This is a genomic window from Halomonas alkaliantarctica (assembly GCF_029854215.1).
Classification (GTDB): domain Bacteria; phylum Pseudomonadota; class Gammaproteobacteria; order Pseudomonadales; family Halomonadaceae; genus Vreelandella; species Vreelandella alkaliantarctica_A.
Window position 1 is genome coordinate 2,614,053 of the sequence record NZ_CP122961.1, and the last position, 26,052, is coordinate 2,640,104.

At 53.9% G+C, this 26,052-nt stretch carries 17 protein-coding genes; 1 reads left to right on the forward strand and 16 read right to left on the reverse strand.

Going from position 1 to position 26,052, the window contains the following annotated elements:
• Nucleotides 1–15 precede the first annotated feature (15 nt).
• The 13 genes from pstA to QEN58_RS12050 form a co-directional block, all read right to left on the reverse strand.
• The gene (gene pstA, locus QEN58_RS11990; RefSeq protein WP_280103883.1) at nucleotides 16–1,182 is read right to left on the reverse strand and encodes a phosphate ABC transporter permease PstA; all 1,167 of its coding nucleotides are present in this window, start codon (nucleotides 1,180–1,182) and stop codon (nucleotides 16–18) included.
• Nucleotides 1,183–1,200: 18 nt separating this feature from the next.
• A complete protein-coding gene (pstC, locus tag QEN58_RS11995) occupies nucleotides 1,201–2,451 on the reverse strand; it encodes a phosphate ABC transporter permease subunit PstC (RefSeq protein ID WP_280103884.1) in 1,251 nt (416 codons plus the stop codon).
• A 153-nt stretch (nucleotides 2,452–2,604) separates the two neighbouring features.
• Nucleotides 2,605–3,618: a substrate-binding domain-containing protein gene (locus QEN58_RS12000; protein ID WP_280103885.1), complete on the reverse strand. Its 1,014-nt coding sequence runs from the start codon at nucleotides 3,616–3,618 to the stop codon at nucleotides 2,605–2,607.
• A 130-nt stretch (nucleotides 3,619–3,748) separates the two neighbouring features.
• Nucleotides 3,749–4,480, reverse strand: a complete 732-nt coding sequence (locus QEN58_RS12005; RefSeq protein ID WP_280103886.1) for a sulfite exporter TauE/SafE family protein — start codon at nucleotides 4,478–4,480, stop codon at nucleotides 3,749–3,751.
• A gap of 60 nt (nucleotides 4,481–4,540) precedes the next feature.
• Nucleotides 4,541–5,728: a multidrug effflux MFS transporter gene (locus QEN58_RS12010; protein WP_280103887.1), complete on the reverse strand. Its 1,188-nt coding sequence runs from the start codon at nucleotides 5,726–5,728 to the stop codon at nucleotides 4,541–4,543.
• Between the two features lie 139 nt (nucleotides 5,729–5,867).
• Nucleotides 5,868–6,386, reverse strand: coding sequence for an STAS domain-containing protein (locus QEN58_RS12015; RefSeq protein WP_280103888.1), 519 nt, complete (start codon nucleotides 6,384–6,386; stop codon nucleotides 5,868–5,870).
• The gene (locus QEN58_RS12020) at nucleotides 6,376–7,569 is read right to left on the reverse strand and encodes a PP2C family protein-serine/threonine phosphatase (RefSeq protein ID WP_280103889.1); all 1,194 of its coding nucleotides are present in this window, start codon (nucleotides 7,567–7,569) and stop codon (nucleotides 6,376–6,378) included. Before QEN58_RS12020 ends, QEN58_RS12015 begins: the two co-directional genes overlap by 11 nt.
• A gap of 8 nt (nucleotides 7,570–7,577) precedes the next feature.
• Nucleotides 7,578–8,417, reverse strand: coding sequence for an MlaA family lipoprotein (locus QEN58_RS12025; protein WP_280103890.1), 840 nt, complete (start codon nucleotides 8,415–8,417; stop codon nucleotides 7,578–7,580).
• 32 nt (nucleotides 8,418–8,449) lie between these two features.
• Nucleotides 8,450–9,571 carry a beta-ketoacyl-ACP synthase III gene (locus QEN58_RS12030; protein ID WP_280103891.1) on the reverse strand — a complete coding sequence of 374 codons (1,122 nt, stop codon included), beginning with the start codon at nucleotides 9,569–9,571 and terminating at the stop codon, nucleotides 8,450–8,452.
• A gap of 128 nt (nucleotides 9,572–9,699) precedes the next feature.
• The gene (gene hrpA, locus QEN58_RS12035) at nucleotides 9,700–13,704 is read right to left on the reverse strand and encodes an ATP-dependent RNA helicase HrpA (RefSeq protein WP_280103892.1); all 4,005 of its coding nucleotides are present in this window, start codon (nucleotides 13,702–13,704) and stop codon (nucleotides 9,700–9,702) included.
• 130 nt (nucleotides 13,705–13,834) lie between these two features.
• On the reverse strand, nucleotides 13,835–15,505 hold the full coding sequence (locus QEN58_RS12040) for an AMP-binding protein (protein WP_280103893.1): 1,671 nt from the start codon (nucleotides 15,503–15,505) through the stop codon (nucleotides 13,835–13,837).
• Nucleotides 15,506–15,715: 210 nt separating this feature from the next.
• Nucleotides 15,716–16,495 (reverse strand): class II glutamine amidotransferase, encoded by a 780-nt coding sequence (locus tag QEN58_RS12045; protein WP_280103894.1) that lies wholly within the window; start codon nucleotides 16,493–16,495, stop codon nucleotides 15,716–15,718.
• A gap of 46 nt (nucleotides 16,496–16,541) precedes the next feature.
• Entirely contained in the window at nucleotides 16,542–16,967 is a 426-nt protein-coding gene (locus QEN58_RS12050) for a hypothetical protein (RefSeq protein WP_280103895.1), read from the reverse strand.
• Nucleotides 16,968–17,029: 62 nt separating this feature from the next.
• On the opposite strand from QEN58_RS12050, the gene QEN58_RS12055 reads away from it, so the two are divergent.
• Nucleotides 17,030–19,132, forward strand: a complete 2,103-nt coding sequence (locus QEN58_RS12055) for a S9 family peptidase (protein ID WP_280103896.1) — start codon at nucleotides 17,030–17,032, stop codon at nucleotides 19,130–19,132.
• Here QEN58_RS12055 and QEN58_RS12060 read toward each other — a convergent pair.
• From QEN58_RS12060 to QEN58_RS12070, 3 genes are read right to left on the reverse strand one after another with little or no spacing between them, the layout of a single operon-like run.
• Nucleotides 19,101–19,664 (reverse strand): biliverdin-producing heme oxygenase, encoded by a 564-nt coding sequence (locus QEN58_RS12060; RefSeq protein WP_280103897.1) that lies wholly within the window; start codon nucleotides 19,662–19,664, stop codon nucleotides 19,101–19,103. The two genes, QEN58_RS12055 and QEN58_RS12060, sit on opposite strands and share 32 nt — an antisense overlap.
• The gene (locus tag QEN58_RS12065) at nucleotides 19,657–21,138 is read right to left on the reverse strand and encodes a GAF domain-containing protein (protein WP_280103898.1); all 1,482 of its coding nucleotides are present in this window, start codon (nucleotides 21,136–21,138) and stop codon (nucleotides 19,657–19,659) included. The genes QEN58_RS12060 and QEN58_RS12065 overlap by 8 nt, the downstream gene beginning before the upstream one ends.
• Before the next feature lie 7 nt (nucleotides 21,139–21,145).
• On the reverse strand, nucleotides 21,146–25,711 hold the full coding sequence (locus QEN58_RS12070) for an EAL domain-containing protein (protein ID WP_280103899.1): 4,566 nt from the start codon (nucleotides 25,709–25,711) through the stop codon (nucleotides 21,146–21,148).
• Between the last annotated feature and the right edge of the window lie 341 nt (nucleotides 25,712–26,052).

Below are 26,052 nucleotides of genomic sequence, written 5' to 3' on the forward strand. Positions count from 1 at the left end.
CTCTATCGCGCTGGCCTACCAGCGACGCTCAAATTTCTTACGTAACACAACGGCGAAGGCGTTAAGTGAGATGAGTATGGTGAGTAGCACCAAAATACCGCCGGCTGTTTTCTCTACAAACGCTTGCTCAGGCTCGCCTGACCAAGTAAATATCTGTGCAGGCATAACGGTGGCCGCGTTAGTAAAGGATGCGCCGACATCGGGGATAAAGGCCACCATGCCCACGATTATCAGCGGCGCCGTTTCACCCATCGCTTGCGCAAGGCCGATGATGGAGCCGGTCATAATACCCGGCATTGCCAACGGCAAAACGTGGTCGCGTACGACTTGCCAGCGAGAACACCCTACCCCAAAAGCAGCATGACGAATGGAGTCCGGTACGCTACGCAGCGCAGTTCGCGTTGAGATAATAATCACCGGCAACGTCATTAGCGCCAGCGTCATACCACCGGCCAATGGCGACGAACGTGGCACCCCAAAGAAGTTGATAAAAATCGACAAGCCCAGCAAACCAAATAAGATCGAGGGAATCGCAGCGAGGTTATTGATGTTAATTTCAATCGCTTGGGTAAAGCGGTTATCGGGTGCAAACTCTTCCAGGTAAACTGCCGTCATTACGCCGATGGGAAACGAAATCGCCAGCGTGACGATCATAGTCATCACGGTGCCCAATACTGCCGATATAATCCCGGCATATTCGGCTATTTTTGAATCACCATTGGTAAAAAATGTGGTATTAAAACGCATATCCACTTGGCCAGATTCAACCCGCTCATCAATGGCGGCCTGCTGTTCAGGGCTTAAGCTATTTTGGTGTCCCTTTAAGTATTGATCCACTTCGCTAGTCGCCAATACCCAATCGTTTTCGCTGGTGCCGATCATGCCAGGATTGTTGCGAAGCTCCATCGGTATCACGCGCACCATAGTGCGACTGATGATGGGCAGTAGCTCTTCATCAAACGCCCGCCGTCCGTCTGTTTGTGCTTCTTCGGTATAGTTGATCTCGACTTGAATATACGCCTGCTGAAAAGCGGGAAGACCTTTATTCAGCATATCGGCAAAAAACAGCACCAGAAAAAGACCCGCGAGACCTAGCGACCCCATGGTTATCCACTTAAGCCGAGCAGACTTTCGGTGGCGCTTTTTTAGCTGCTGGCTGATTTCGTCAAAAGTATGGCTCATCGAAACAGTTCCTCAGCGTTACAGGTTATTCACGCGGTATTTTTCGCGGAAACGACGGATCATCAGAACCGACACCAAATTAAGCAAAAGTGTAATAACGAACAGCACCAGCCCTAGCGCAAAGGCTGACAATGTTTCTGCGCTTTCAAACTCTTGGTCCCCGGTAAGCGCGGCAACAATACGCACGGTGACCGTGGTCATATCTTCCAGCGGATTAGCGGTGAGATTTGGGCGCATACCTGCGGCCATGACCACGATCATGGTTTCACCCAGCGCGCGCGACATACCCAGGAGTGCCGCTGAAATAATACCCGGCAGAGCAGCGGGAATAACCACGTCTCGAATGGTTTCGCCTTTGGTCATGCCTAGTGCCAGCGACCCTTGGCGCATACTATCCGGCACCGAGTTGATCACATCGTCAGACAACGATGAGATAAACGGGATAATCATAATCCCCATCACAACACCTGGGGCGACGGCGTTATTGTAAGAAGCGTCGAGCCCAAAGAATCCGGCGATGTTGACGATAATAGGCGCTACCGTAATCGCGGCAAAAAAGCCGTACACCACAGTCGGTATACCCGCCAGAACTTCAAGCACCGGCTTAGCAACGGTGCGCACATTACGCGGCGCATACTCGGACATATAAATCGCCGAGAGCAGACCGATAGGAACAGCTACCAGCATGGCGATAGCGGTTATCATAAAGGTACCGGCAAACAGCGGCACTGAACCAAACTCAGCGCCGCTTCCATCTCCACGGCCCGCTGACGCTAAAAAGCTCGCGCCTGGGTTCCACGTGGTGCCGGTAATAAATTCCCAGAAGCTGTGCATTTGGAAAAAGCGCAGCGCCTCGGAAATGATCGAGAACAAAATACCGAACGTAGTGAAAATCGATATTAACGCTGCCCCAGCTAAAACCATGCGGATTACCCGCTCAATGGCCTGGCGGGCATGAAAATCAGGCTTTACTTGGTTAAGACTCACCATCAGCCCTATGGCTGCTACCACCAGACTCGCTGCCAGCAAATAGAGCGTGGGTATATCGGCGCCCATTAAAAGCAGTACAAAAGCCCCCAGCGTACTCACCAATACGGCTGGGCCTGCGGTCGAGAGCACGGTAAACCAGGCGTATTGGTCTGGCTGAGCAAACATCGCCGTACCCGCGCTACGTAAACGAGTGGCTTTTGAACGGCCAGCAAAAAACGCCAGCAGCCCCAGCAGTAGTAACGCACCGCAAAAAATCAGAAGAAGCTGGTTAGTCTGCATCGAATTTCTCTCGCATTACTTAATGAAATCGTATTGGCGACTACTTTGGCGCACAAACATTACAACAATGTGACAAACGCCAATATATCGCTGTCATAAAACGAAAGGCCGGCAGCTTTCGCTGCCGGCCATTTTCATTTCTAACTTAACGAATTACTTAAGAACGTCTACTGACATCGTAGTGCGATCTGCGACAGCCTGACGCCACTCTTCACGCTCGTCTTCCGGCAGCACGATCAAGCCGATATCTTTCAAGTAACCATCTGCGCCAATCATCATTTCGCTCATAAACATGTCGACGTAATCGTACATCGGCGGAACTTCTTCAGCGTGCTGGTTCTTCACGTAGAACCACAGTGAGCGCGCGATAGGATAGTCACCCGAGCTGATTGCTTCAGCTTCAGGCGCCACACCGTCAATGGTAGCAGCGCTGATGGTGTTCATGTTTTCTTCTAGGAAGGAGTAACCGAAGATACCAAAGGCGCCAGTGTCTTCTGATAGACGCTGAACGATCAGGTTGTCGTTTTCACCAGCATCGATGTAAACACCGTCAGAGCGAATATCGGTGTAGCCTTCTTCGCCATAAATTTCCATGTCTGAAGAGGCGCTTTCCATCACTAGCTCTTCAAAAGCGTCACGTGTACCGGAAGTCGTTGGCGGACCATAGATGGAGATTTCGCGATCGGGCAGAGCTGAGTCGATCTCGCTCCAGTTGGTGTAGGGGTTTTCAACCAATTCACCGTCAACCGGCACCATGGCAGCTACCGCCATGAAGATCTGCTCACGAGTTAAAGCAACGTCATCGTTTTCGCTTGATTGACCAAGCACGATACCATCAGAGCCGATTTTGGCTTCGGTGATATCGGTGACGCCATTCTCTTCACAACGCTCAAACTCTGCTACCTTCATGCGGCGTGAAGCGTTAGTAATGTCTGGCGTGCCTTCGCCAACACCGTTACAGAACAGACGCAAACCACCGCCCGAACCGGTTGATTCGATAACGGGTGTCGGGTTGCCGGTAGTGGCACCAAACTCTTCAGTTACGTAGCTGGCAAATGGGTAAACGGTACTGGAGCCCACGATACGGATTTGATCACGGGCTTGGGCAACACCGGCAACGCTCATTACAGCAGCCGCGATAACGGTGGTTTTTAGAATACGGTTCATGCGAAAAACTCCTGTTCATGTAGGGATCTAACCTTCGCAAGACACACCTTGCACTGGTTCCATGACAACTTCATGACAGAGAGCAGAACGTGAAAAAGTTTTCGCTATGGAGAAGCATTCAGGCCCCACATCACCATAAAAGCCCTAGCGCGGCGAAGGTGCATAACGCCAGCGAGACCCCTTGCAGTAGGCGTCTATCCAAGCGGTGGGCAATGGCATCTGCCAACGCATTACCGATTAATACTGCGGGCAGGAAGGTAAGCGCGACCTGGAAATGCCAGAGCTGAATCTGGTCAGCCAAGGCAAGGGTAATCAAGGTCAACATGGAGGTTAAAATGAAAAAGGCGGCCAAGTTACCGCGCACACGATCTGCCGGTAGGGCATGCATTAAAAGTACGATGGGCGGGCCACCAATCGCCGCAACGGTGCCGAAAATACCGGAGAGCACCCCAGCGCCAAACAGCGTAATTCGGTTTACCGGCAGTTGAAAGCGGCACAAGGTGACAAACACTGCAAACAGGACAATGACCGCAATTAGCTTCTCTAACACAAACATGGGTGCGGCAAGTAGCAGCCAAATACCCAGCGCATTGCCGGGTAGGCGCCCCACCAACGCCATGCCAATGGAATCCAGACGCACCTCGTGCCAGTAGTGACGCACCATCATCAGCGAGACGGTAAAACCAAACAGCACCAGAATAACCGGCACCAGACGAGGCTCAAGCATTAACAATAGCGGCGCGCCTATGACAGCCAATCCGAAGCCGGTAGCCCGCTGCACAAAAGCCCCCAGTAACAGCACAGCGGAGCAAGCTAACCATGTGCTCATCGACATATTGACCCAGGCCAGCATGCTATCCATTCAAACTATCCTTACGCCCTATCAATACGCCCTGCCCATACACCCTGCCCATTTGAGAAACTATCCATCCGCAGCGGGTGCTTTAGTCAGTTTGCGCACACCGATATTGCCTAGCAATGCAGCGCCCAGCATGGTGAGCACCATTGGCCATAAGTGCTCAACCTCGAATAGTCCTACCATCACTCCCGCGAGGGCGCCGCAAGTAAACTGAATACCACCCAGTAGCGCTGTTGCCGTGGCGCTGATATGGCCAAAATGATCCAATAACGACGAGATCGCGTTGGGCGTAATCAGCCCGATCATACCGGTAAACAGCATAATTAACGGCACCACGATCACTAGCGACGCAATGTCCAGGGCGGTTACCGCTACCAACCCAAGCGCTGCCACCAGCTGTACAAGCAAACCTAAACGCAAATTCTGCTGGGGAGTACGCTTGCTGAGCAGATGAATATTGACCCGGTTAGAGAGCGCAATCACCACCACATTGACCCCAAACACAAGCGGATAGGTGCCGGGCGAGAGGCCAAAATAGTCGAGATAGAGAAACGGCGAAGCGGTCACGAAGGCAAAAAGACCTGCAAAGGAAGCCGCTACCGCACAGATATAGCCCATGCCTTCACGATGCGTAAGCACACTGGCGTAGTTGCGTACTACCTGCCGTGGTGACGCGGCAGGCAACGACATGTCGCGGGTTTCAGGCAGACGCGTGCCTAACAGCCAGAGTAAAAAACCTGCATAGATGGCTAAGAACACAAAAATCAGCCACCAGCCAGCCACATGCAGCAGCAAACTGCCCACAGCTGGCGCCACCAGCGGCGCCAGCATCATAATCATTGCCATGGTGGACATCACTTTAGCGGCCTCGCGCCCGCTAAAGCAGTCGCGCACAATCGCCGCCGAATTGACCACGCAAGCTCCTCCACCCAGTGCCTGGATAAACCGCCAGAGCAGCAGCGTGGGCAAACTGTCCACCAGCGTAATAGCAAGGCTCGCCAGCATAAACACCACCAGCCCACCTAGAAGCACAGGCTTTCTGCCCATACGATCCGAAAGCGGGCCAAAGCAGAGCTGGCCCAGCGCAAAGCCAAACAAAAATACGCTGATGGAGAGTTCAGTACGATGAATACTGGCGCCGATACTCTCGGCAATGATACCCATGGCAGGCAAATAAGCGTCGATAGCAAAGGGCGCCAGTGCAGTATTGGCGGCCACCAACAGTGCTACCCGGCGAGGATTAAGATCCATGGGTCTCCTTAAGGCGATAGTGTATGCACTGAAATAGATAGGCCGCTAATCATAGCCGATTTGAAAACATTTGTCGGGATTGGAGGCTATCAGTAGATCGCCCCTGGAAGCGACCAGGGGCTTATCAGGATGAGGGATATTAGTGGCGCGGGGTGGCGTCTTGTGACTCAAGCATGTCAACCAGTGGCTGAAACTGCTCACGGTTATGCTCGTTCATGTGCATCAAAATGCGGTGGGCTTCCAATATCCGATCGCGCAATCCTTCTTCATCAGCAGGCTCTTGGGGCAGCTCTTCAAGCTCATTATTGAGCGTGGTCGCCTGCTGTAGCGGCGCTTCCATCAACGTAAAAAAGCGCGCAAAGCCCATCACGTCGAGCATCTGCCGCACGTCAGGATTATCGACAATAATCGTTGGCGGTTGCTCCAGGCGCCCTTTCACCGCCATCGCCACCTTGGCCAGAAAGCCAAGCGCCGTTGAGTCCACGTTAGTGGCTTCACGTAGGTCAATCAATACAGCACGCAGCCCCGGCGTCTCTGCGAGACGTTGGGCTTGGGTATCCAGCGTGGCGCAAAGCGTCAAGCGCACATCGCCACACAGTTTTAGAACAAAAACACCAGAATCGAACGCCGCTTTAATGCGGCCTTCTTCAATCAGCATGACCAAATCCGCTCACCATCATGATTGTAATATCATCGGGTAAAGCATCGCGCTCTTGGTTGGCATCAAACTCCGCATCTCCTTCTGCAAGGAGTGTGTTTGTTTCTGCTAGCCGGTTGCGCAACTGCTCAAGCGTGACACTCTCGCTTACTAATTGCTCAAGCTCCTTGAGCCGCGTGTCGAGCGTTTTACCCGGCAAGCATTCCAATACTCCATCTGAGCAGAGCCATAGACGAAATTTATTCGGCAATGCACAACTCAGCGAAGGATACTCCACATCGGGGAAAAGGCCTACCGGCATTCCCTCGCCATCTAAACGGCGTAGCTCACCCTCTGCCGCCAACAAGGGCATGGGAAGCTGCGCGCCGAGCGAATAGTGAAGAGTATGAGCCTCATGGTCAATAACACCGACAAATAAGGTGGCATGTTTACCAATATCGGTGCCCTGCAGCTCACGGTTCATCGCCTTTAGCCAATCAGGCGGCAAGTTTTCCGGGTGCTGGCCATCCCACTCACTCAGCCAGCGGTTACATAAATATTTCAGCAGCACCGTGACAAACGCCGACGAAGCGCCATGCCCCGATACATCAGCGAAATAAAAGGCACTGTAACGCTCGTTATAGCGTTGATAATCTAAGAAATCACCGGATAAATAGAGTGATGGGGCAAAAACGTAGTCATAAAAGACCCCGTTAATCACTTTGGGGCGTTGCGGTAATAAACGCCGCTGGATGTGCCCCCCGCTCTGCTGATCCATCCGCAGCAGCGCCAAGTGTGTCTCCAGGCTCTCATTTAACTCCGCCAGCCGTGCATGGTCACGCTCGCGCTCCAACGCCAACTCGTTAAGCTCAATGGCCTTGCGGATCATTCGACGCAACAACTCAGCGTGACGCAGTGGATGAACAATATAATCCACCAGCCCTACATCAATGGCCTTGATCAAGTCGGCGTCCTGGCGCGAGTCGCTGACCACCAGCGTGGGTAGGCGGCGTGTCAACTGCGACCACTGCTGTCTGGGAACCGCTCGGGCATGAGCAACAATGAACGCCGTGTTAGCGGGTAAACGCTCAATATCTTCAGCGGCAAACACCCACATACCGTCGCAGGTAATCGCTTCAGCCAGCGCATCGCGTTCACGACCGGGTTCGTCGATTACCGCGATCAACTGCTTAGAATGATCCATCATATGCCTCAATCGGTGACTTCTTCGCCACCAAAGTCGCTGTCATTCTGGTCACTGTTGTCGAAGCCACTGTCTTCAAAATCGCTGTCATCAAACTCGAAGGTTTCGCTGGCAAAGGGATCATCACCCAATTCTCCATCGCTCACCTCAAATTGGCGACTCTGTAAGTAAGCGTCACGAATAAAACGGTAGCGATCACCGCGAATTAATTCTTCCTGGTCAAGCAGGCCCGCTCGAATATCGATCACATTGAGTGCGGTAAGACTTACTCGAACGGTATCGTCTTCTACATAGGTAACGGGGTACGTTGCCATATCAGCGGGCATACCAGTGGTGTCCCGCAGCGTGCTTGGGCCGAAGAAAGGCAACACCAGATAACGCGAATCTTCCCATCCCCATACCGCTAACGTCTGGCCGAAATCTTCTTCATCGGCGGCAATTTCCATCCGAGTAGCAGGATCAAACAGCCCGCCAACACCTACCGTAGAGTTAATCAAAAAACGGGATGTGGCGAGACCCGCGTTGGCCGGTTTGCCCTGCAGCACGCTATTGAGCGCAGTACGCACTTCACCTAAGTTGGAGAAAAAGTTACCCACCCCCGTTTCCACTGGATCAGGGGTAATAGCGCGATAGCCTTTTGCCACCGGCTTGAGCGCATAGCGATCCAACACATCGTTAAACGCAAACACCTTGCGGTTAAAGCCCTCCCACGGGTCTTCGGGAGCAGCCGTTTCCGCCATTTGCGTGCTGGCACAGCCGCCGGTTGCGAGTAACGTCACCAGCAGTAGTGGCAACCCTTTGCTACGCAGCGAAAGTGCTGGCTTCTCTTTATTTAACCACTGCCACATGACTTTTTCCTTTTTTCAATTCCGCAACACACTCACAAACGCCGGATGACCACGCTGCCCGCGCTATAACCTGCTCCAAAGGAGCAAATCACACCAATATCGCCCTCCACAAGCTGCTCGCGATGGAGGTGAAAAGCGATGATAGAACCCGCTGAACTGGTGTTGGCGTAACGATCCAATATGATCGGCGCCTGTGTTTCACTCGGGTCATAGCCCAATACTTTACGGGCGATTAAATCGTTCATATGCCGGTTAGCCTGGTGTAGCCACATGCGCTTAAGATCGCCACCGGTCAACTCTAAAGAGGCCAAATGATCAGTGATCAATTTAGCCACCATCGGGCAAACTTCCCTAAACACACGTCGCCCTTCCTGCACAAACAGCTTATCCAAAGCCAGCGGGTCACTGTCCGTTACGCGGTTAAGAAATCCTGCGTTATTACGGATCGCGTTGGAAAACTGGGTGGCCAAGCGAGTTCCGAGAATTTCAAATTGCTCATCAGCAACCGCCACGGCGCTATTTTCTAGTACCACAGCGGTACAAGCATCGCCGAAAATGAAGTGGCTGTCACGGTCTCGGAAGTTAAGATGCGCCGAGCAAATTTCCGGATTGACCACCAGAGCGCGCTTAACACTGCCAGCGGCTATGGCGTTGGCAGCCGTTTCCAGGGCAAATGTCGCAGAGCTACAGGCCACATTCATATCAAACCCGTAGCCGCTTGTTCCCAGGGCCTGCTGTACTTCGACCGCCACGGCGGGGTAGGCACGCTCCAGGTTTGAGCAGGCCACGATCACCAGTTCAATGTCGGCAGCATCGACCTTGGCAGTTGCCAGCGCCTGCTGTGCGGCAGCGGTCGCCATCTCGCACTGAATAGAGGGCTCGTCATTGCCCCGCTGCGGCAGTTTAGGCCGCATACGCTGTGGGTCAAGGATGCCAGATGCATCAAGCACGTAGCGGCTCTTAATACCCGAGGCTTTTTCGATAAACTCGCTACTCGAGTGGGCCAACGGTTCGCGCTCGCCGCTTGCAATGGCTGCGGCGTGCTGTTCATTGTCGCTATCTACCCAAGCATTAAATGCCGCCACCAGGGCCGCATTATCAATGGCGTGTTCCGGTGTATAGAGTCCTGTACCGGTTATCACCACATGTGTCATGCCAATCTCCTCTAAGCGGCTTGCCGACGTGACCGGCCAACAATGGCTAGCGCGTGACTTACGGCGAACCCATCCCGTTACTGTGTGCGTAAAATAGCGGTTTTTCCAGCAACTTTTTCAACCCCTAGCTAAACACTAGTGATCTCTTGCCAGCGTTTTTCCGATCGTTTTACCGACACCACCATGCTAGTCCCCAACTGCTGCGCAAATAGCGATACCCTAAGCTCTTGCAACCACCAGCCAAAAGCGACCAATTCCGGGTCTTCCACCCTTCCGCGTCGCTCACTTTCCCGGCGCGCATCAAAACGGGCCTCTAATGCTTGGACGTCTTGCATCATCATTTGATCGCGGCCGCGTTCCCGGGCGGCTTTCTCAAGCCGAATGAGCGCCGCCTCTGTGTAGCGCGGGTATTCATCCAGCCAGGCACCTGCATCGCGGATAAAACCTGGATAGACCAGGCGCTGCATTTGTGCACTAACATCGCTGTACACCAGCGCCAGGGCAAAATTAAGCTTCCCTTTGAGCACCTTACTAACCGCCAGGTGGCCTTTTAGCGCAACCTCTACGCGTATCAAAAGCGCTTTCGCTTCGTCCACGAGTTGGTTCTTAGTAGCGTCGAGGCGCTGGCTAAACTCACCTTCAGAGCGTGGCAGGGGGTGCTGAGCCACTACCTGGGTAAACACCGCTAGCAGCAGATCGTCGATCAAGGCTTGTTTACTGCCCACTTTGGCGAACAGCAGCGCGCACTTCTCAACACCCGGCAGTTGCTTAATCGCTTTAACCTGCTCGGGAAGCCTGGCAATGCCCAACCGGGCAATGCCCTCCTGGTGGGCGGCGTCAGCTTTTGCAGGGTGATCAAACAGCGCCACTTTGAACTCGCTGGCTTCGGCAACCAATGCAGGATACGCCTCTACGCGAATGCCTGCCTGGGTGGTGACCCGTGAAGCAGGCAGCGGCGTCTTGGGAAGCCCGGCAACGGCGGGTTCGTGGCTAACCTGTTCAGCCAGGGCCTGGGCGCCTGCGCTGGCTGCCGCTTCAAAACGCTGCTCCAAGGCGCGCAGATCGCGCCCCTGCCCTAAGATTTCGCCCGCGTGATCGACCACGCGAATATTCATTATCAGGTGCGGTTCGAGCAAGTCTAGGCGCCAATCGTCAGGATGCACCCGCGTCGATGTCCGGCGGCGAATAAACTCCCCTAACGCCTCGGTTAACGGACGCTGATCGGGAACCAGGGTTTCCAGCGCTGCATCCACCCAATCGGGAATCGGTACCACCTGACGGCGGATGCTTTTGGGCAGCGATTTGAGCAGCGCAATACACTTTTCACGCAACAGCCCAGGCACCAGCCACTCCAGAGCGTGCACCGGCACCTGGGGCACCATGGCGGCGGGAACGGTCAGGGTAACACCGTCATCCTCGGCTTCAGGGTCAAAGTGGTAGCTGACCGGATACGCAACGCCCGCCAGAACTAAATGATCAGGATACTGCGCCTGGGTAACGTCATCAGCATCGCGCGCTTTGAGCGAATCAATATCGAAATGCAGTAATTCCGGCTCCTGCTGCTCGGCCTGCTTGCGCCAGTGCTCAAAGCCCTTGCCGTTGACGATCTCCGCCGGAATCCGCTGGTCGTAAAAGTCATAGAGCGTGTCTTCATCGACCAGAATATCTCGCCGCCGAGCGCGGTCTTCCAGCGCTTCGACTTCATCGATTAGCGCGCGGTTATGAGCAAAGAAGGCCCCTTTGGTTTGAAACTCCCCTTCCACCAGCGCACGGCGAATAAACAGTTCCCGGGACTCCTGAGGCGCGATTGGCCCGTAATGTACCTTGCGCCGCGCCACAATCGGCAGACCAAACAGCGTGACCTGTTCAAAGGCCACTACCTGCGCGCGTTTCATTTCCCAATGCGGTTCACTGTAGCTGCGCTTCACCAGATGCTGCGCCTGGGGTTCGATCCACTGCGGATCGATTTTGGCCACGGTGCGAGCAAACAGTTTGGAGGTTTCCACCATCTCGAACGCCATGATCCACTTGGGCGACTTCTTGGCCAACCCAGAGCCTGGATGAATCATAAACTTGCGATTGCGGGCGCCGAGATACTCGCGGTTCTCGACCAACGTCCCCAGGTTGGAGAGCAGCCCCGAGAGTAGCGCCTGATGCACCTTGCCCGACGTTTTACGCCGTGTTTGACGCGCCTGCTCTTCGCTCTCGTCTTCATTGCGGGGCGGCGGCGCGGGCACGTCGATATCCATATCGCGCAGCAGTTGGCGCAGTTGGCGGAAGGTATCGTGCCATTCGCGCATACGCAGGTAGTTGATGTAGTGCTCACGGCACCAGCGGCGCAACTGATTACCCGACAGCGCTTCGCGGGCATTCTCAATACCGTGCCAGAGGTTCAGCAAGGCGACAAAGTCGGAATCCGGGTCGTGCCAGCGCTGGTGAGCTTGGTCAGCGGCTTGGCGCTTATCCGCTGGTCGGTCACGGGGGTCTTGGATGGCCAGCGCCGAGACGACGATCAGTACATCTCGCAGGCTGCCGAATTCGACACCCGCCAGCACCATACGCGCTAGGCGTGGGTCAATTGGCAGCCGCGCCAGCTTACGTCCGAGCGGAGAAAGGCGCTGTTTTTCGTCCACCGCGCCCAGCTCGAACAGCAGTCGGAAGCCGTCTTTAACAAAGCGGCTATCCGGCGGATCAACAAACGGAAAGGCCTCAATATCGCCGAGCTTGAGCCCCAGCATCGAAAGAATCACCGAGGCCAGGTTGGTGCGCTGGATTTCAGGGTCGGTAAAGCCGGGTCGGGAGAGAAAATCCTCTTCGCTATAGAGGCGAATGCACACGCCTTCGGCAATCCGCCCACAGCGCCCTTTACGCTGGTTGGCACTGGCCTGGCTAACCGCTTCTACCGGCAGTCGCTGGATCTTGGAACGGTAGCTATAGCGGCTGATACGCACGAGGCCTGGGTCGATCACATAGCGAATTCCAGGCACCGTCAACGACGTTTCCGCGACGTTGGTGGCGAGTACAATGCGCCGGCCGCGGTGCGGCGCAAACACGCGGTTCTGCTCTTCGTTGGAGAGCCGTGCGTAAAGGGGCAGGATTTCGGTGCCTTTCAGCTCGGCACGGCGCAGAGTATCGGCGGTTTCACGAATTTCGCGCTCACCCGGTAAAAACACCAGCACATCCCGTGGGCCGTGCAGCCAGCCTTTTTCGCGCTCAATGGCTTCAATCTCTTCCACCGCGTGCAGAATGCCCTCTTGAAGCGTGCGGTCTTCCTCATCGTCCTCGTCGCGCACCAGCGGCCGGTAGTGCACTTCTACGGGATAGGTGCGCCCGGTGACTTCCACCACAGGAGCGGGCGTTTTGGCGGTGCCAAAGTGCTTGGCAAAGCGCTCCACGTCGATAGTCGCCGAGGTAATGATGACTTTTAGGTCGGGCCGTTTGGGGAGCAAACGCTTGAGGTAACCAAGCAGAAAGTCGATATTCAGGCTGCGCTCATGGGCTTCATCAATAATGATGGTGTCGTAACGCATCAGCAGCGGATCATGCTGGGTTTCGGCCAGCAAGATCCCGTCGGTCATCAGCTTAACCAAGGTCGTCGGGCTGCTCTGGTCGGTGAAGCGCACCTGATAGCCCACCTGCTCGCCCAAAGAGACTTCCAGCTCTTCCGCCAGACGACCGGCGACACTGCGGGCAGCCAAGCGACGCGGCTGAGTGTGGCCAATTAAGCCACGGCGGCCCCTACCCAGCTCTAAACACATTTTAGGCAACTGGGTGGTTTTGCCTGAGCCGGTCTCCCCAGCCACTACCACCACCTGATGGTCACGGATGGCGTTGAGAATATCTTCCCGCCGTTCGACCACCGGCAATTCTGGCGGATAGTTGAGGGCGACCTTTTGGCTTTCGCGCTGGCTAAGCTGCTGCTGGGAGCGGCTAAACTCACGCTCCACTTCGTCCAAACCACGGCTAATCGGCTTGTTATCGCGCAGACGACGGTTTAAACCGGCCAGCCGCCGCTCCAGCCGCTCTGCATCGCGCAGCATCACATCGCCCGCGACCTGTTTCAGCGACGCAAGACGTTGGCTATCGGTGGGGGCTGGGGATGTGTCGGTGGTCACGATTGAGTCGGCTTCCATTCGCTTGGGCATTAACAAGAGATATTAATAACAAATATAAAAAATCAACCCGCTCAATTGAGCGGGTCGTATAGTGTAACGCTTTCAGCTCCGCGACGCCTAACCACAGCGCCGAGTCGTCATTTAACGGTTACGTTTTTGAGGGCTCTTCGTCGCGTAGCTGGCGGCGGAGCACTTTGCCTACGTTGGTTTTGGGCAACTCATCGCGAAACTCAATGATCTTGGGCACCTTATAGCCAGTGAGCTCTTTTTTGCACCAGTCACGTAGCGTTTTTTCATCTAGCTGATCATTTTTACTGACCACAAACAGCTTGATGGCTTCACCAGCATTTTCATCTGGCACACCGACCGCAGCCGATTCAAGTACATCTGGGTGGGCTGCCACCACATCTTCAACTTCGTTGGGGTAAACATTAAAGCCAGAAACCAGGATCATGTCTTTTTTGCGATCAACGATGCGGATGTAGCCATCATCTTGTAGCACAGCGATGTCGCCGGTGTGGAACCAGCCATTCTCATCGATGGCGTCGCGGGTTTCGTCTTCGCGCTGCCAGTAGCCTTTCATCACCTGCGGCCCTTGGACACAAAGCTCTCCCGGCTCGCCCATCGCAACGTCATTACCATCGACGTCGACGACTTTAACCGCGGTGCCTGCCACTGGCTTACCGATTGTACCCAGTTGAATCGCGTCGGTGGGGTTGAAGCTGACAATGGGAGAAGTCTCGGTCAGACCATACCCTTCCGCGATTGGACAACCGGTAGTTTTTTCCCAACGCTGCGCCGCTGCTTTGGTCAGCGCCATGCCGCCGGAGATCGTTAGCTTCAATTTGGAAAAATCGAGCTGCTTGAAGTCGTCGCGATTACACAGCGCATTGAACAGCGTATTGAGGCCGATAAAAGCGGTAAAGGGCAGCCCCTTGAGCTCTTTGACAAAACCATCCAGGTCGCGAGGGTTAGTGATCAGCAAAGAGTGGTTACCGGTTTCCATTAGAAACAGGCAGTTAACCGTAAAAGTATAAATGTGATAAACCGGCAGTGGTGCGATAACCAGCTCTTCACCATCGGTCAGATGAGGGCCAATCGCTTCCCGCGCTTGCAGCATATTGGCGATGAGATTGCGATGGGTCAGCATGGCACCTTTGGGCATACCCGTGGTGCCTCCAGTGTATTGAAGTGCGGCTAACTCGTCGGGACTTCTATTCACCTCGGTATGGCTTAGCGAGGCACCTTTTTTCAATGCACCGCGAAAACCCACAGCATTAGGCAGTGAATAGGCAGGTACCATTTTCTTAACGTGCTTGACCACTGCATTGATTAGCCAGCGCTTTGGAGCATCGTGCAAATCGGCTAACTGAGTGACTAAAACGTGTTTGATATCTGTTTTATCGAGCACTTTCTCCAGCTTGTCGGCCATATTGGCCAAAATCACAATGGCTTTAGCGTTGGAGTCTTTGAACTGGTTGGCCATTTCCCGTTCGGTATACAGCGGATTGGTGTTAACCACGACCAAGCCTGCACGCAGTGCACCGAATACCGCTACTGGGAACTGCAGTACGTTGGGCAACTGAATGGCAATTCGATCACCGGGAACGAGGTCGGTTTCGTGCTGCAGCCAAGCGGCAAAGTCTGCGGAAAGGCGATCAAGGTCGGCGAAGGTCAGCGTTTTCCCCATACAGGAAAATGCAGGCTTGTCCTTAAAACGTTCTACTGCGGTATGAAAAACATCCGTGACTGAATCGTACTGATCCAACCCTTCAAGCGCTGGGCCACGTAAAACGGCGGCGTTGGCGTGTTCGCTCATGGGCAATCTCCGCTATTAGCGTCGGCGTAAGTCACCGACCTTGTTGTTGTCGCTAGGTTCTATCTGAAAATAGGTTAAGAAGCCCAACGATATACGACCTCTAACAGGCTGTAAAACGATCGATTGAAACTGGCGTTTCAACTTTAGCCCATAGTCGAGTTCAATTGATGCGCTGCTACTTCCCTCATTCCAATTTAGTAGATCGTCTATTTATGGACAGTAACGCGCCTGAATTTCTCCATCGCGCCAGACCAATAGCTCACCCGGCACCATGCGCTGCCAGGCTTCATTGTGCGTGAGCGGTTCAGTGGCAATGACTGAAACGATGTCGTTAGGCGTGGTATGTTCGGCAAAATTCACCGTCATCTCAGCGTCGGAGAGTTCCGCCTCGCCGAAGGGCGCGCAGCGAGTAATATGCGCAAGCTTCGTAGCGCAAAATGTATACAGATAGATTCCATCGGAGAGCAACATATTGAACACGCCCAGCGCTCTTAGCTGCTCACACAGCTGGTGCAAGCGCTCCCACAGCGTTGTGGGATCAGCGGGCGGGGCAGGAAACTCGCGGCGAAGCTCCCCCATTAACCAGCAGTAGGCGTGCTCACTATCAGTGCTGCCAACCGGGGTGTAGTTTCCTAATGCTAGGCTTTCCCAGCCACTTAATTGGCCATTGTGGGCATAGCACCAGGGTCGCCCCCACATTTCTCGCGTGAAAGGGTGGGTATTGGCAAGCTTTACGCCCCCCACGTTAGCTTGGCGAATGTGACTGATCACTACATCGGACTTAATCGGGTAGTCGCAAATCAGCCGGGCGATGGGGGAGTCAACGGAAGGATGGGGGTCGCGAAAATCGCGGTAACCGCCCTCTTCGTAGAAGGCAATTCCCCAACCATCGCGATGAGGACCGGTGCCCCCACCGCGATGCAAAAAGCCCGAAAAGCTAAAACAGATATCAGTGGGCACATTGGCGCTCATACCCAGCAGTTCACACATACGCTTTACACATGCTTAGACACCAAAATGTTGTTCAAAGCGGCCATCAACCAATCACCGGTTCGCGACGGCGTGGTGATTCGCTTTCATCGACACTCTCTTCTTCCTGGACGGCATACTCATCGTCCCCAGGGCGGCGCCACCACCACAGGGCAACGCCGATAAGCGCGCCTAATGCCATCCCCAACACCAGCCACATCAGCCCACCGCGAAGTGCCGAGCCGTTGTTTTCTAAAAAGCCAACCGCTGCCACCATCGCCGAAGGTGCCCAACCGGTATAGAATTCACCCTCTTCTATTAACGGCAGCCGAAAAGTGGCAGGTGCCCATATCGCGCCTGCCACCATCCAGGTCAGTACAAGACGTGGCAAGCGAGGCAGAAAAGTGAGCGCAAAATAGACCGCGACAACCACTAACAGCGACAGCCCGTAATAACTCAACCACAGTAGTGGCGTTGAATTTGCAAACAGCATAATACCCCTCATATGGGTGAGTTCACCCGACGTTGATTTCCCGTTATGGTACCTATCAATTTATGAAAGCACAGCAAGGCATACCTTCAGGCTTACCCGCTGCACGCTATTATCGCGCTAATGACCCGCAATGGCACTGGTTAGAAGAGCGCGATGACCCACAGGTCAGCGCCTTTTTAGAGGCCGCCAACCAGCAACAAGCCGATTGGTTTGCCCCGCTTGCCCCGCTGGAGGAAGCGTTATACCAGAGTCACCTGGCGCGCCGCGAATTAGCCGTGACCAGCCTTAAGACAACGCTTGACCACTTCACGTTCTGGAACGAAACCGGTGCCGAGGATGATTACCCCTGCTGGTGGCGCCACCCCAACCATCAGCCTGAACAGCACGAATGCTTTTTTGACGTTAGAGCCCGCGCTGCCGAGCACGACTTTTACGACATGGGCGATATGGCACTCTCACCCGATGAGCAGTGGTTGGCCTGGACAGAAGATACTCAAGGCGACGAGCGTTTTACCCTGTGGATGAAAGCATTGCCAAGCGGGCCTCCCGTGCAACTGTTAAGCGATATTGGCGCAGGGCTGTGCTGGGCAGAAGATCAAACTGCCACCACGGCGACGCTGCTGTTCACTCGCTTTGACGACACTCAGCGCCCCGACAGCGTTTGGCGCTTTTCACTTTCGCTGACGGAGCCTGGCGCCTCAAAAGAGCCAGTTCTGGTGCTACGGGAAGAAGATCCAGAGTTTTGGCTCGGCATCGGCAAAACGCGCTCACGGTCGTGGCTGCTGCTCGAAAGCGGCTCAAAAGACACCAGTGAAATTCACCTGTTGCCCGCCCACTCGCCTGATTCAGCACCGCGGTGTATTCAACAGCGCCAACCAGGGGTTGAGTACAACATTGATCACCGCCCTGGCAGCTTTTATCGCCTGCACAACCAAGCAGGCGCTCACTTTCAGCTCGATTTCCTGCCCGAAAATCAGCTTGGTCAGTCCCAATTGAATTGGCAAACCCTAATCGCCCACCGTGAAGAAGCTACCCTGGAAGGGGTTGATGCGTTCTCTTGGGGGCTGATGCTGGCTGAGCGCGACCATGCCCAGGCGCAAGTGCGTTTGCGGCGTTTGCTTTTCGATGCCCAGCACAACTGCACCCTGGACGAGACCCTGGCACTACCTGAACAACCCTGTTCGCAGATGCTGGAAGATGCGCCGCACTTCGATACCCAGGTAGTGCGCCTGCGCGAAGAGTCGTTTACCCAGCCGCCCAGCTGGTTTTCACTCGATCTAACCAGTGGCGAACGAACGCTGCTGAAACGAGTACCTGTTTACGGCAATTTACAGCCGGAGCAGCTAGTCAGCCGCCGCCTTTGGGCAACCAGCCGCGATGGCGAGCAAGTGCCCGTATCGGTGGTGATGCGCGCCGACCTGGCGGATAGGCCCTTACCCACGCTGCTGTATGGCTACGGCGCCTACGGCGAGGCGCTCGACCCCTGGTTCTCGATTGCCCGGTTGGAACTGCTTGAACGTGGTGCGGCCTTTGCCGTTGCTCATGTGCGCGGCGGCGGCGAGCGCGGCGAACCCTGGTATTTAAACGGCAAGATGGCCCACAAGGAGAACAGCTTTAACGATTTCCTGGCCGCCAGGGAGGCGCTTGTGGAGCAGGGTGTCAGTGATTCACAGCGCATAGCGGCCTATGGCGCCAGCGCTGGAGGGCTGTTGGTCGGCACCTGCATTAATCGTGCCCCGGAAAAGTTTTGTGCCGCGCTGCTAGATGTGCCCTTCTTGGACGTACTGCGCACGATGCAGAACCCGGAGTTGCCTCTGACGACCGCAGAGTACAGCGAGTGGGGCAACCCTGAAGAACCAGAGGTCGCCGAACGAATAGCCGCTTACTCGCCTGTCGATAATATTAAAGAGCAGGCATACCCTGCCCTATGGATTGAGGGCAGTTGGTTCGACACCCGAGTCAGCTACTGGGAGCCAGCCAAGTTTTATGCCCAAGTATCCCTACAGCAGCAGGGTTCAGCGCCGGTTCTAATGCGTACTGACATGAGCAGCGGACACGGTGGGGCCTCGGGGCGTTTCAAAGCCTGGCATGATACGGCGCGGCAAGATGCGTTTATTCTTTGGGCGTTGGGCCTTAACGCTCAATCATCTCCAGCTCCTGCATAAAGAGCGTAAAGGCCTGCTGTGCCCCCGCCAATACAGCAGGCCAGGTAGGGGGCGGGCAGTGATACTCAGCGAAATGCCAAAAGTCAGCCCACTGCGCCTCCTCTAAAGGGTGAGTCGTAAAAAAACGCAGTGGCACCTGATCTCCCATCACGCGCTTAACGTGTCGGGCAATCATGGCACCACCCAAACGCGACCCTTCCAGCACATAGAGCATGCCTACGATGCTCGCCATACTCTTAGGGAGCGAAGCGCAATGGGGTACGCTCGCATGCTGGCCTAGTTGATCCATATCCGCCTTCAGCAGCGCTGCTCGTTGAGTGAGGGGGTAATGAGCACCGAGAGCGGTTAAGCCAATACTCAACGCCTCTTCTAAGCTGGCTATCGGCACATAAAGGGCGCTTAACGCAGTGGCATACTCAGGCAGTGTTAAATCTCGCTTAAGCAGTGGTTTCAACGCTGGGTGCTGATCTACTCGACGATGGTCGGCACGTGTTTCTCGCTTCAACCATTCGCTAAGCGTTGGATTACTCATTCGTTGTCCAGCTAAATGACTTTGCCTGTTGAAGTAAGGCACGAAGTTTCAGCAGGTAGATACGAGTACTTGAAAACCAGGGCCTGCTGTGACCCACACGCTGCTCCACCCAGGCTTCAAATGATCGCCTCGGGGCAATCGCACTGTTGCCATCACGATAGTCGATAGGTTTATCTGGATTACCGCCCCAGGTGACTTCATAGAGGTATTCCAGCCGGCAAAGATAGAGATTAACGTTGTGATACTGATCCAGAGGCAAATCACTGACTACGGCAACGCCCGCAATCTCACTCAATGGCATATCGCCACAATCGCGTTGCAGATTATCGCTTATCCATACGGACGACGTTTCAAACCTGGCTGCCTCGGCGACTACGTTGACAGCGCTAGCCGATAGCACTGCTCCTCTTTGATGGCACTCACTTCCCACCTGCAAAATAACGCCATCAACACTAAACGTATCCATTAGCCAGCGACTTAGTTCGGGCCAAGCACTCTCTAGCTCACCATGGCGCATCAACACCGCCTTGGCGTGATCAAACTGGCGCTGCAATCCATCGTATATCTGTAACCGCCGGCGTGCTTTATAGTCCCGCAAACGTAAATTAAAGGCTTCTGAAAGCGCACTCATGGCCTGTAACTGGCTAACCGTTAACTGTTTTGGCACCGCATTGTGACACGAGATAAGCGCATCAAGCTCACCGGCCTGGGTAATGGGGAGAGAAATAGCCGACCCAACGCCCATATTGGCCATATACTCTTGATGAACAGGCGATACGCTGCGTAGATCAGCCCAGGTAAGATTGGGATTTGATGACTGGCCACGACCAACAATGGCCGCAGGTTCAGCGCTGGCTTGGGGAATAGAGCGCCAGGGGTTTTGTAAGTAGAGCTGACGTGCCACCTGAGGAATATCGCTGGCCGGGAAACGCAGTCCTAAATAGCTGCCAGTTACCTCCGGCTGGCGGGCTTCCGCCGTTACTTCACCGTCACCTTCCGGCATAAAGCGGTAATAGTGCACCCTATCGAATCCGCTTAGCGCCAGCAGGGCCACTAATAGCTGTTGGCACTGATTTTCCAGCGCATGGCGGTCTTCAGGCACAGGAAAAGCTTCACCCCCCATTGGCATAGGTTCAGCATAAGCATCCACTGGGTAAAGCTCATAGATCAGCTGCTCGCCGTTATGACTAATGATCACATCAAACTCTTGCTGCCCAACATTCCCTTGACCAATATAGCGCTCCCCCTGGTTAAGGGGTGGGGCGATATTGTGAACCTCCTCAAGAAAATCGGGCAGCGGTTGATCTAATAGCTGCTCTATACGCGTATCCAAAGCGAGTAAGCTTGCCAAATTAGCCGACACATGGCTGACAAGTCCTTGAAGATCACTCACCACCAGCGCCCCGTGAGGCTGAATAGCGCCGGAAAGATGCAGTTGCTCTTGCTCACACCCTTCAATAAATCTGTCTTGCATGGCCACGTTAGGAATTCCTTTCCTTATCATCGTTGCTCGGAGGCAGAGCATAGTCCGCTACCAACACGGTAAACTCAGCCAGCGGTAGGGGCCTGGATAATAAATACCCTTGAACGTAATCACAGCCATTAGCGGTCAACCAATTCAGTTGGGACTGAGTTTCCACTCCCTCACCCACCGTGCGTATGTTAAGCGCTTTGGCCATGCCTAAAATAGCCAGCGCAATCGCCTGGTCACTTTCATCAGCGCTGCCTAGGCCATCAACAAAGCTTTTGTCGATTTTCAGTTCTGCCAACGGTAGCCGTTTTAGATACGCCAGAGAGGAGTAGCCGGTGCCAAAATCATCGACCGCCAGCTTAATACCGGCTTCACGCAGCTTTTCAATATTGCCTAATGCCGCACTTGAGCGATCAACAAGCGTACTTTCGGTGATTTCCACCTGGATAAGCTCGTGGGGAACACGGTACTGCTTTAAACAGGAAAACAAGTGGGAGATGAACCGCTCCTCCTGAAAGCTGCGGGCTGAGACATTCATGGCCACTGGCGGCGGGCGGATGCCATCGGCAAGCCATTGCGCCAACTGATTAACCAACAGCAGTGCGACATGCCGATCCAGCTCTAAGATCAAGCCCGTGGCTTCAGCGACAGGTATAAAATCGGCAGGACTTACCGCGCCTAAAACCGGATCGTTCCAGCGCAGTAGCGCCTCGCCCCCCACAAGCTGGTTAGGGGGCGCACTAGTAAATTTAGGCTGATAGACTAAGTGCAAACGACCTTGTTCCATGCCTTCACGCAGGGCTTGCTCAATGGCGACGTCACGCATTAAGCGCTCTTGCAGCTCAGGTTTGAACAACTCAAAACGATCGCGGCCATTCTCTTTGGCACGATACATCGCCGTATCGGCAGCTTTGGTTAGTCCTGCCACATCTTCACCATCATCGGGGCAAAAAGCCAGGCCAATGCTTGAGGTGACAAATAGCGAGTGACGGCGGACTTCAAAAGGTTTGGCAAGCGACTCAACTATCCGCTTGGCCACCTGCTCGGCACCTTCAATCGTGGTTTCCGTGACGATAATGGTAAATTCATCGCCCCCCAACCGAGCCACGGTGTCCATATCTCTCACCAGTTCACGAAGTCTAACAGCTACTTGAATCAGCAGTTCATCGCCAACGTCATGACCCAGTGTGTCGTTAATGCTTTTAAAGTTATCCAGGTCTAGAAACATCAATGCGCTGATTTGATTATTACGTCGGGAGTGGGCAATGGCCACCTGAAGACGGTCTTGAAACAAGGTTCGATTGGGGAGCCCTGTCAAAGCATCGTGCGTGGCCAGGTACTCTGCGTGCTGCTGGGACTCTTTAATATGAGTGATATCCGAAAATACCGCTACATAGAGCATCTCTTCATGGCTATCCGGCTCAATACTATTAAGCGTCAACCACTGTGAGAAAAGCGTGCCATCATGCCGGCGGTTCCAAACCTCTCCTTGCCAAAAGCCATGATGCTGAACCAGCCCCCATAAAATGTGGCAGGTGGAAGAAGGCTCAGCATCCACACCATTTTCTTGTTCACTGTATAGAATCGGAAGCGCCGGCGTACCCAATACCTGGTGTGCGGAAAATCCAGTAATCCGCGAAAAAGCAGCATTTACTGACTGCACATTACCCAAGGCATTGATGACAACAATGGCCTCACCCGCCTGCTCGTATACTTTGGCGGCCACCTGCATTTCCCGCTCGGCCTGCTTGCGTGATGTAATATCTTCAGCTTCTGTGAGGATCAGATGGGGATGGCCTTGCTCATCGCGCAACAGTTGGTGAACCGCCGAGAAAATGCGCACTCCACCTTCAGGAGCGGTCAGCACATGCTCAGCTTTTACCATACGTTGATAGCGCAGCGCCTCAAGGTCACATGTCCACAAGGAGCTTGCATAAGTTTCTGGAAATAATTCAAAGGGGGTATGGCCTACAAGCTCATTCTGGGAGAAACCAAACGTATTTAAAAACTGGGGATTGGCAAAAGTGTAGTGGCCATTGAGATCCTTGAGCGCCATCATCACCGTGCTATTTTCCATGAGTGCATGCAATTGCGCCTGAGACTGGCGTAATTTGGCCTGCACATGGCTAAGGTCGGTAATATCCATCAGCGTCACTATCAACAGCTCTACTTTGCCCTCGCGACTAACGCCAGGGGTCAGCACTCGTTGCAGCAACCGCCCTTCAACGTCAACCACGGCCTCTTCCGGCACCCCGCTGGCCATAACACTGACAAGCTGCTCTTCCAAGTTATTGATCGCGGAAGGTAGATTTAATCCCGCCACATGCCGCTGAAGGACGGTGGGTCGGAAATTAAAATAGCGCGCCGCAGGTGCATTGTAACGCTTCAGACAGTGGTCGGTATCAAACACCAGCAGCGGAAAATCAAGCGCATCATAGAGGTAGGTGTACTCTTCGTTAAGCTGCGTCAGCTCACTGGTTTTAACATTTAGCTCTTCATTAAGGCTTATCAACTCTTCGTTAGTGGCTTGAAGCTCCTCATTGGCGGCCTCCATCTCTTCATTAGCGGCTTGAAGCTCCTCATTGGACGCCTGCGCCTCTTCATTAAGCGATTGCATCTCTTCATTGGCCGTGGCCAGCTCTTCAATCAGCGCTTGGAGATGCTCCCGGGTAGCCACCAGTTCATCTTCTAAGCTGTTACTTTTGTCCAGCGGCAGTGGCTCCATCAACCGATCTAATGCAACATCGGTCACCGGAACAGTGTCGATAACTTGATTCGGTGTCAGAATCACCAGAAGGCGGCGGTCATCATCGCCCTCTGAGAGTGACCGCACACTGAGCTGCCACCAGCGGTCTTCAAAGCGCCGACGGCGCCCTACCTGAGGCTCTCGCAGCTTCTGAAATTGATGCAACATCGCCATCAGCTCACCGCGAAAAACCGGACTAATCACATCGCTAATGCCCACTTGCGTACGACCAGCGGGAAAATGCAAGAATTTGCCGACGTCACCCGCAGTATGTAAGACGCTTCCCTGGGTATCGCAAAGAGCAATAGTCGCTTCCATATGGGAAGCCAGCGCATCTAACAGTTGCTGCATATCGTGATTACGCCGACGTGAAGGCTGGCTTTCAACGGCCCCCTGCGATGAGCGCACGGCTACTTCGCGACTTTCACCCAGTTTACGAAACAGGCGCTCACGTCTATTAAGCGGCATAAATAAACTTTCGGTTTGGGCGATGCTTTCCGAGCGCCCGAGAAATAGCATGCCTCTCGCTCTTAAGCCAAAATGGAAGCGCTGCAGCACCCGCGTCTGTAATTCATTATTAAAGTAGATCAATACATTACGGCAAGAAACCAAGTTCAAGCGCAAAAACGGTGGGTCATCGACCAAATTATGCTTGGCAAACACCACCATATCACGCAGCTCTTTATTGACCTCGTAAGTATGCTCGTCAGCAGTGAAATAACGCTCCACCCACTCGGATGGCAACGCCTCAAGGGCAGCCGCTATATAGCGACCACGCCGAGCGATTTCCAAAGCATCTTCATCGATATCAGTAGCAAAAATCTGCACTACCCGGCTGAACTCACCATGCCGCCGCCTGGCTTCGGCAATCATTAGCGCAATCGAGTAAGCCTCCTCGCCCGTCGCACAACCCGCCACCCAAACCCGAATGGGTTCGCGACTAGCCTCTTGGATAAGGCTATTCACAGCCCCATCCAAAGCATCAAACGCGGATCTGTCGCGTACAAATGCCGTCACCGAAATTAAAATATCACGGCCTAGCTGCTCTAACTCCGCATGACTTGACTCCACTAACGATAAATACTGGTGCATATCCGCCACATTAGTGGCAATCAGGCGTCGCCTTATTCGTCGGCTTAACGTGCCTTTTTTATAGCCGGAAAAATCTAACTGTCGGTGCTCTTTTAATAACGCTAATAAACGTTCCGGGACGAAGGTCTGGTTATCTTCAAGACTTGAACGCTCAAGCCGAGAAAGATCGGCCAAACGTGACCCCATCGCCTCTACATCCAATATATAATCAATGACGCCAGCATCTAGCGCCGATTGGGGCATGCCATTGTATTTAGCACTAGCGGGCGTTTGCACCATAGTGATACCACCGGCCGCCATAATAGCGCGTAAGCCCGCCGTACCATCAGAGCCTGTGCCCGATAGCACGATACCCACTGCAGCCTCATGGGCATCCTCCGCTAACGAGATAAAAAACTCGTTTACCGATGGCTTTGGTCCCACATGGGGTTTTATGGGGGTAGTATAAAAAATCCCCTCTTTGATCAAAGCATTGGTATTCGCTGGCACCACATAGATAACCCCAGATTCAGGGGTTTGATTGTTTTCAAAGCGCTGCACTCGTAAGCGGGTCTCACGACTTAAAATGTCGACCAGCATACTTTTATGCGTTGGTGATACATGCTGTAACACGACATACGCTAGGGGCATACCTGGATCAAGCGGCTTAATCAATTTTGAAATGGCTTCTAAACCGCCAGCAGAGGCGCCGATACCCACCACAAGGGGAGAGATTGGAGGGAAGCTGGCAGCAGTCATGATCGTCCTTTACTTATGCGTAACAGTCACCGTTCAGTTTACACACCTTATTGCGCAAAGCGACATTTCAAAATCTGGAAACAGCCCAATAAACGCCTGTTTTATAATGCAGATTATATTCGAACCTGCTACTGCATTTGGCTACAACTCCAGAATCCATATGCATCTAGTCCTGCTTAAGATTTCAGTTAGTCGTCGTGCTCGATATAGCGCTACTCATGGAGCAGGAAACCAGCGCAGCTAATGGTGTTTATGCGGTGCATTTTCTTCATTCTAATGGCCACTTGTTGAACGAGGGCGACGGCCTTTTGCCTGCGATATCTATCATGTCACCGGCAGAC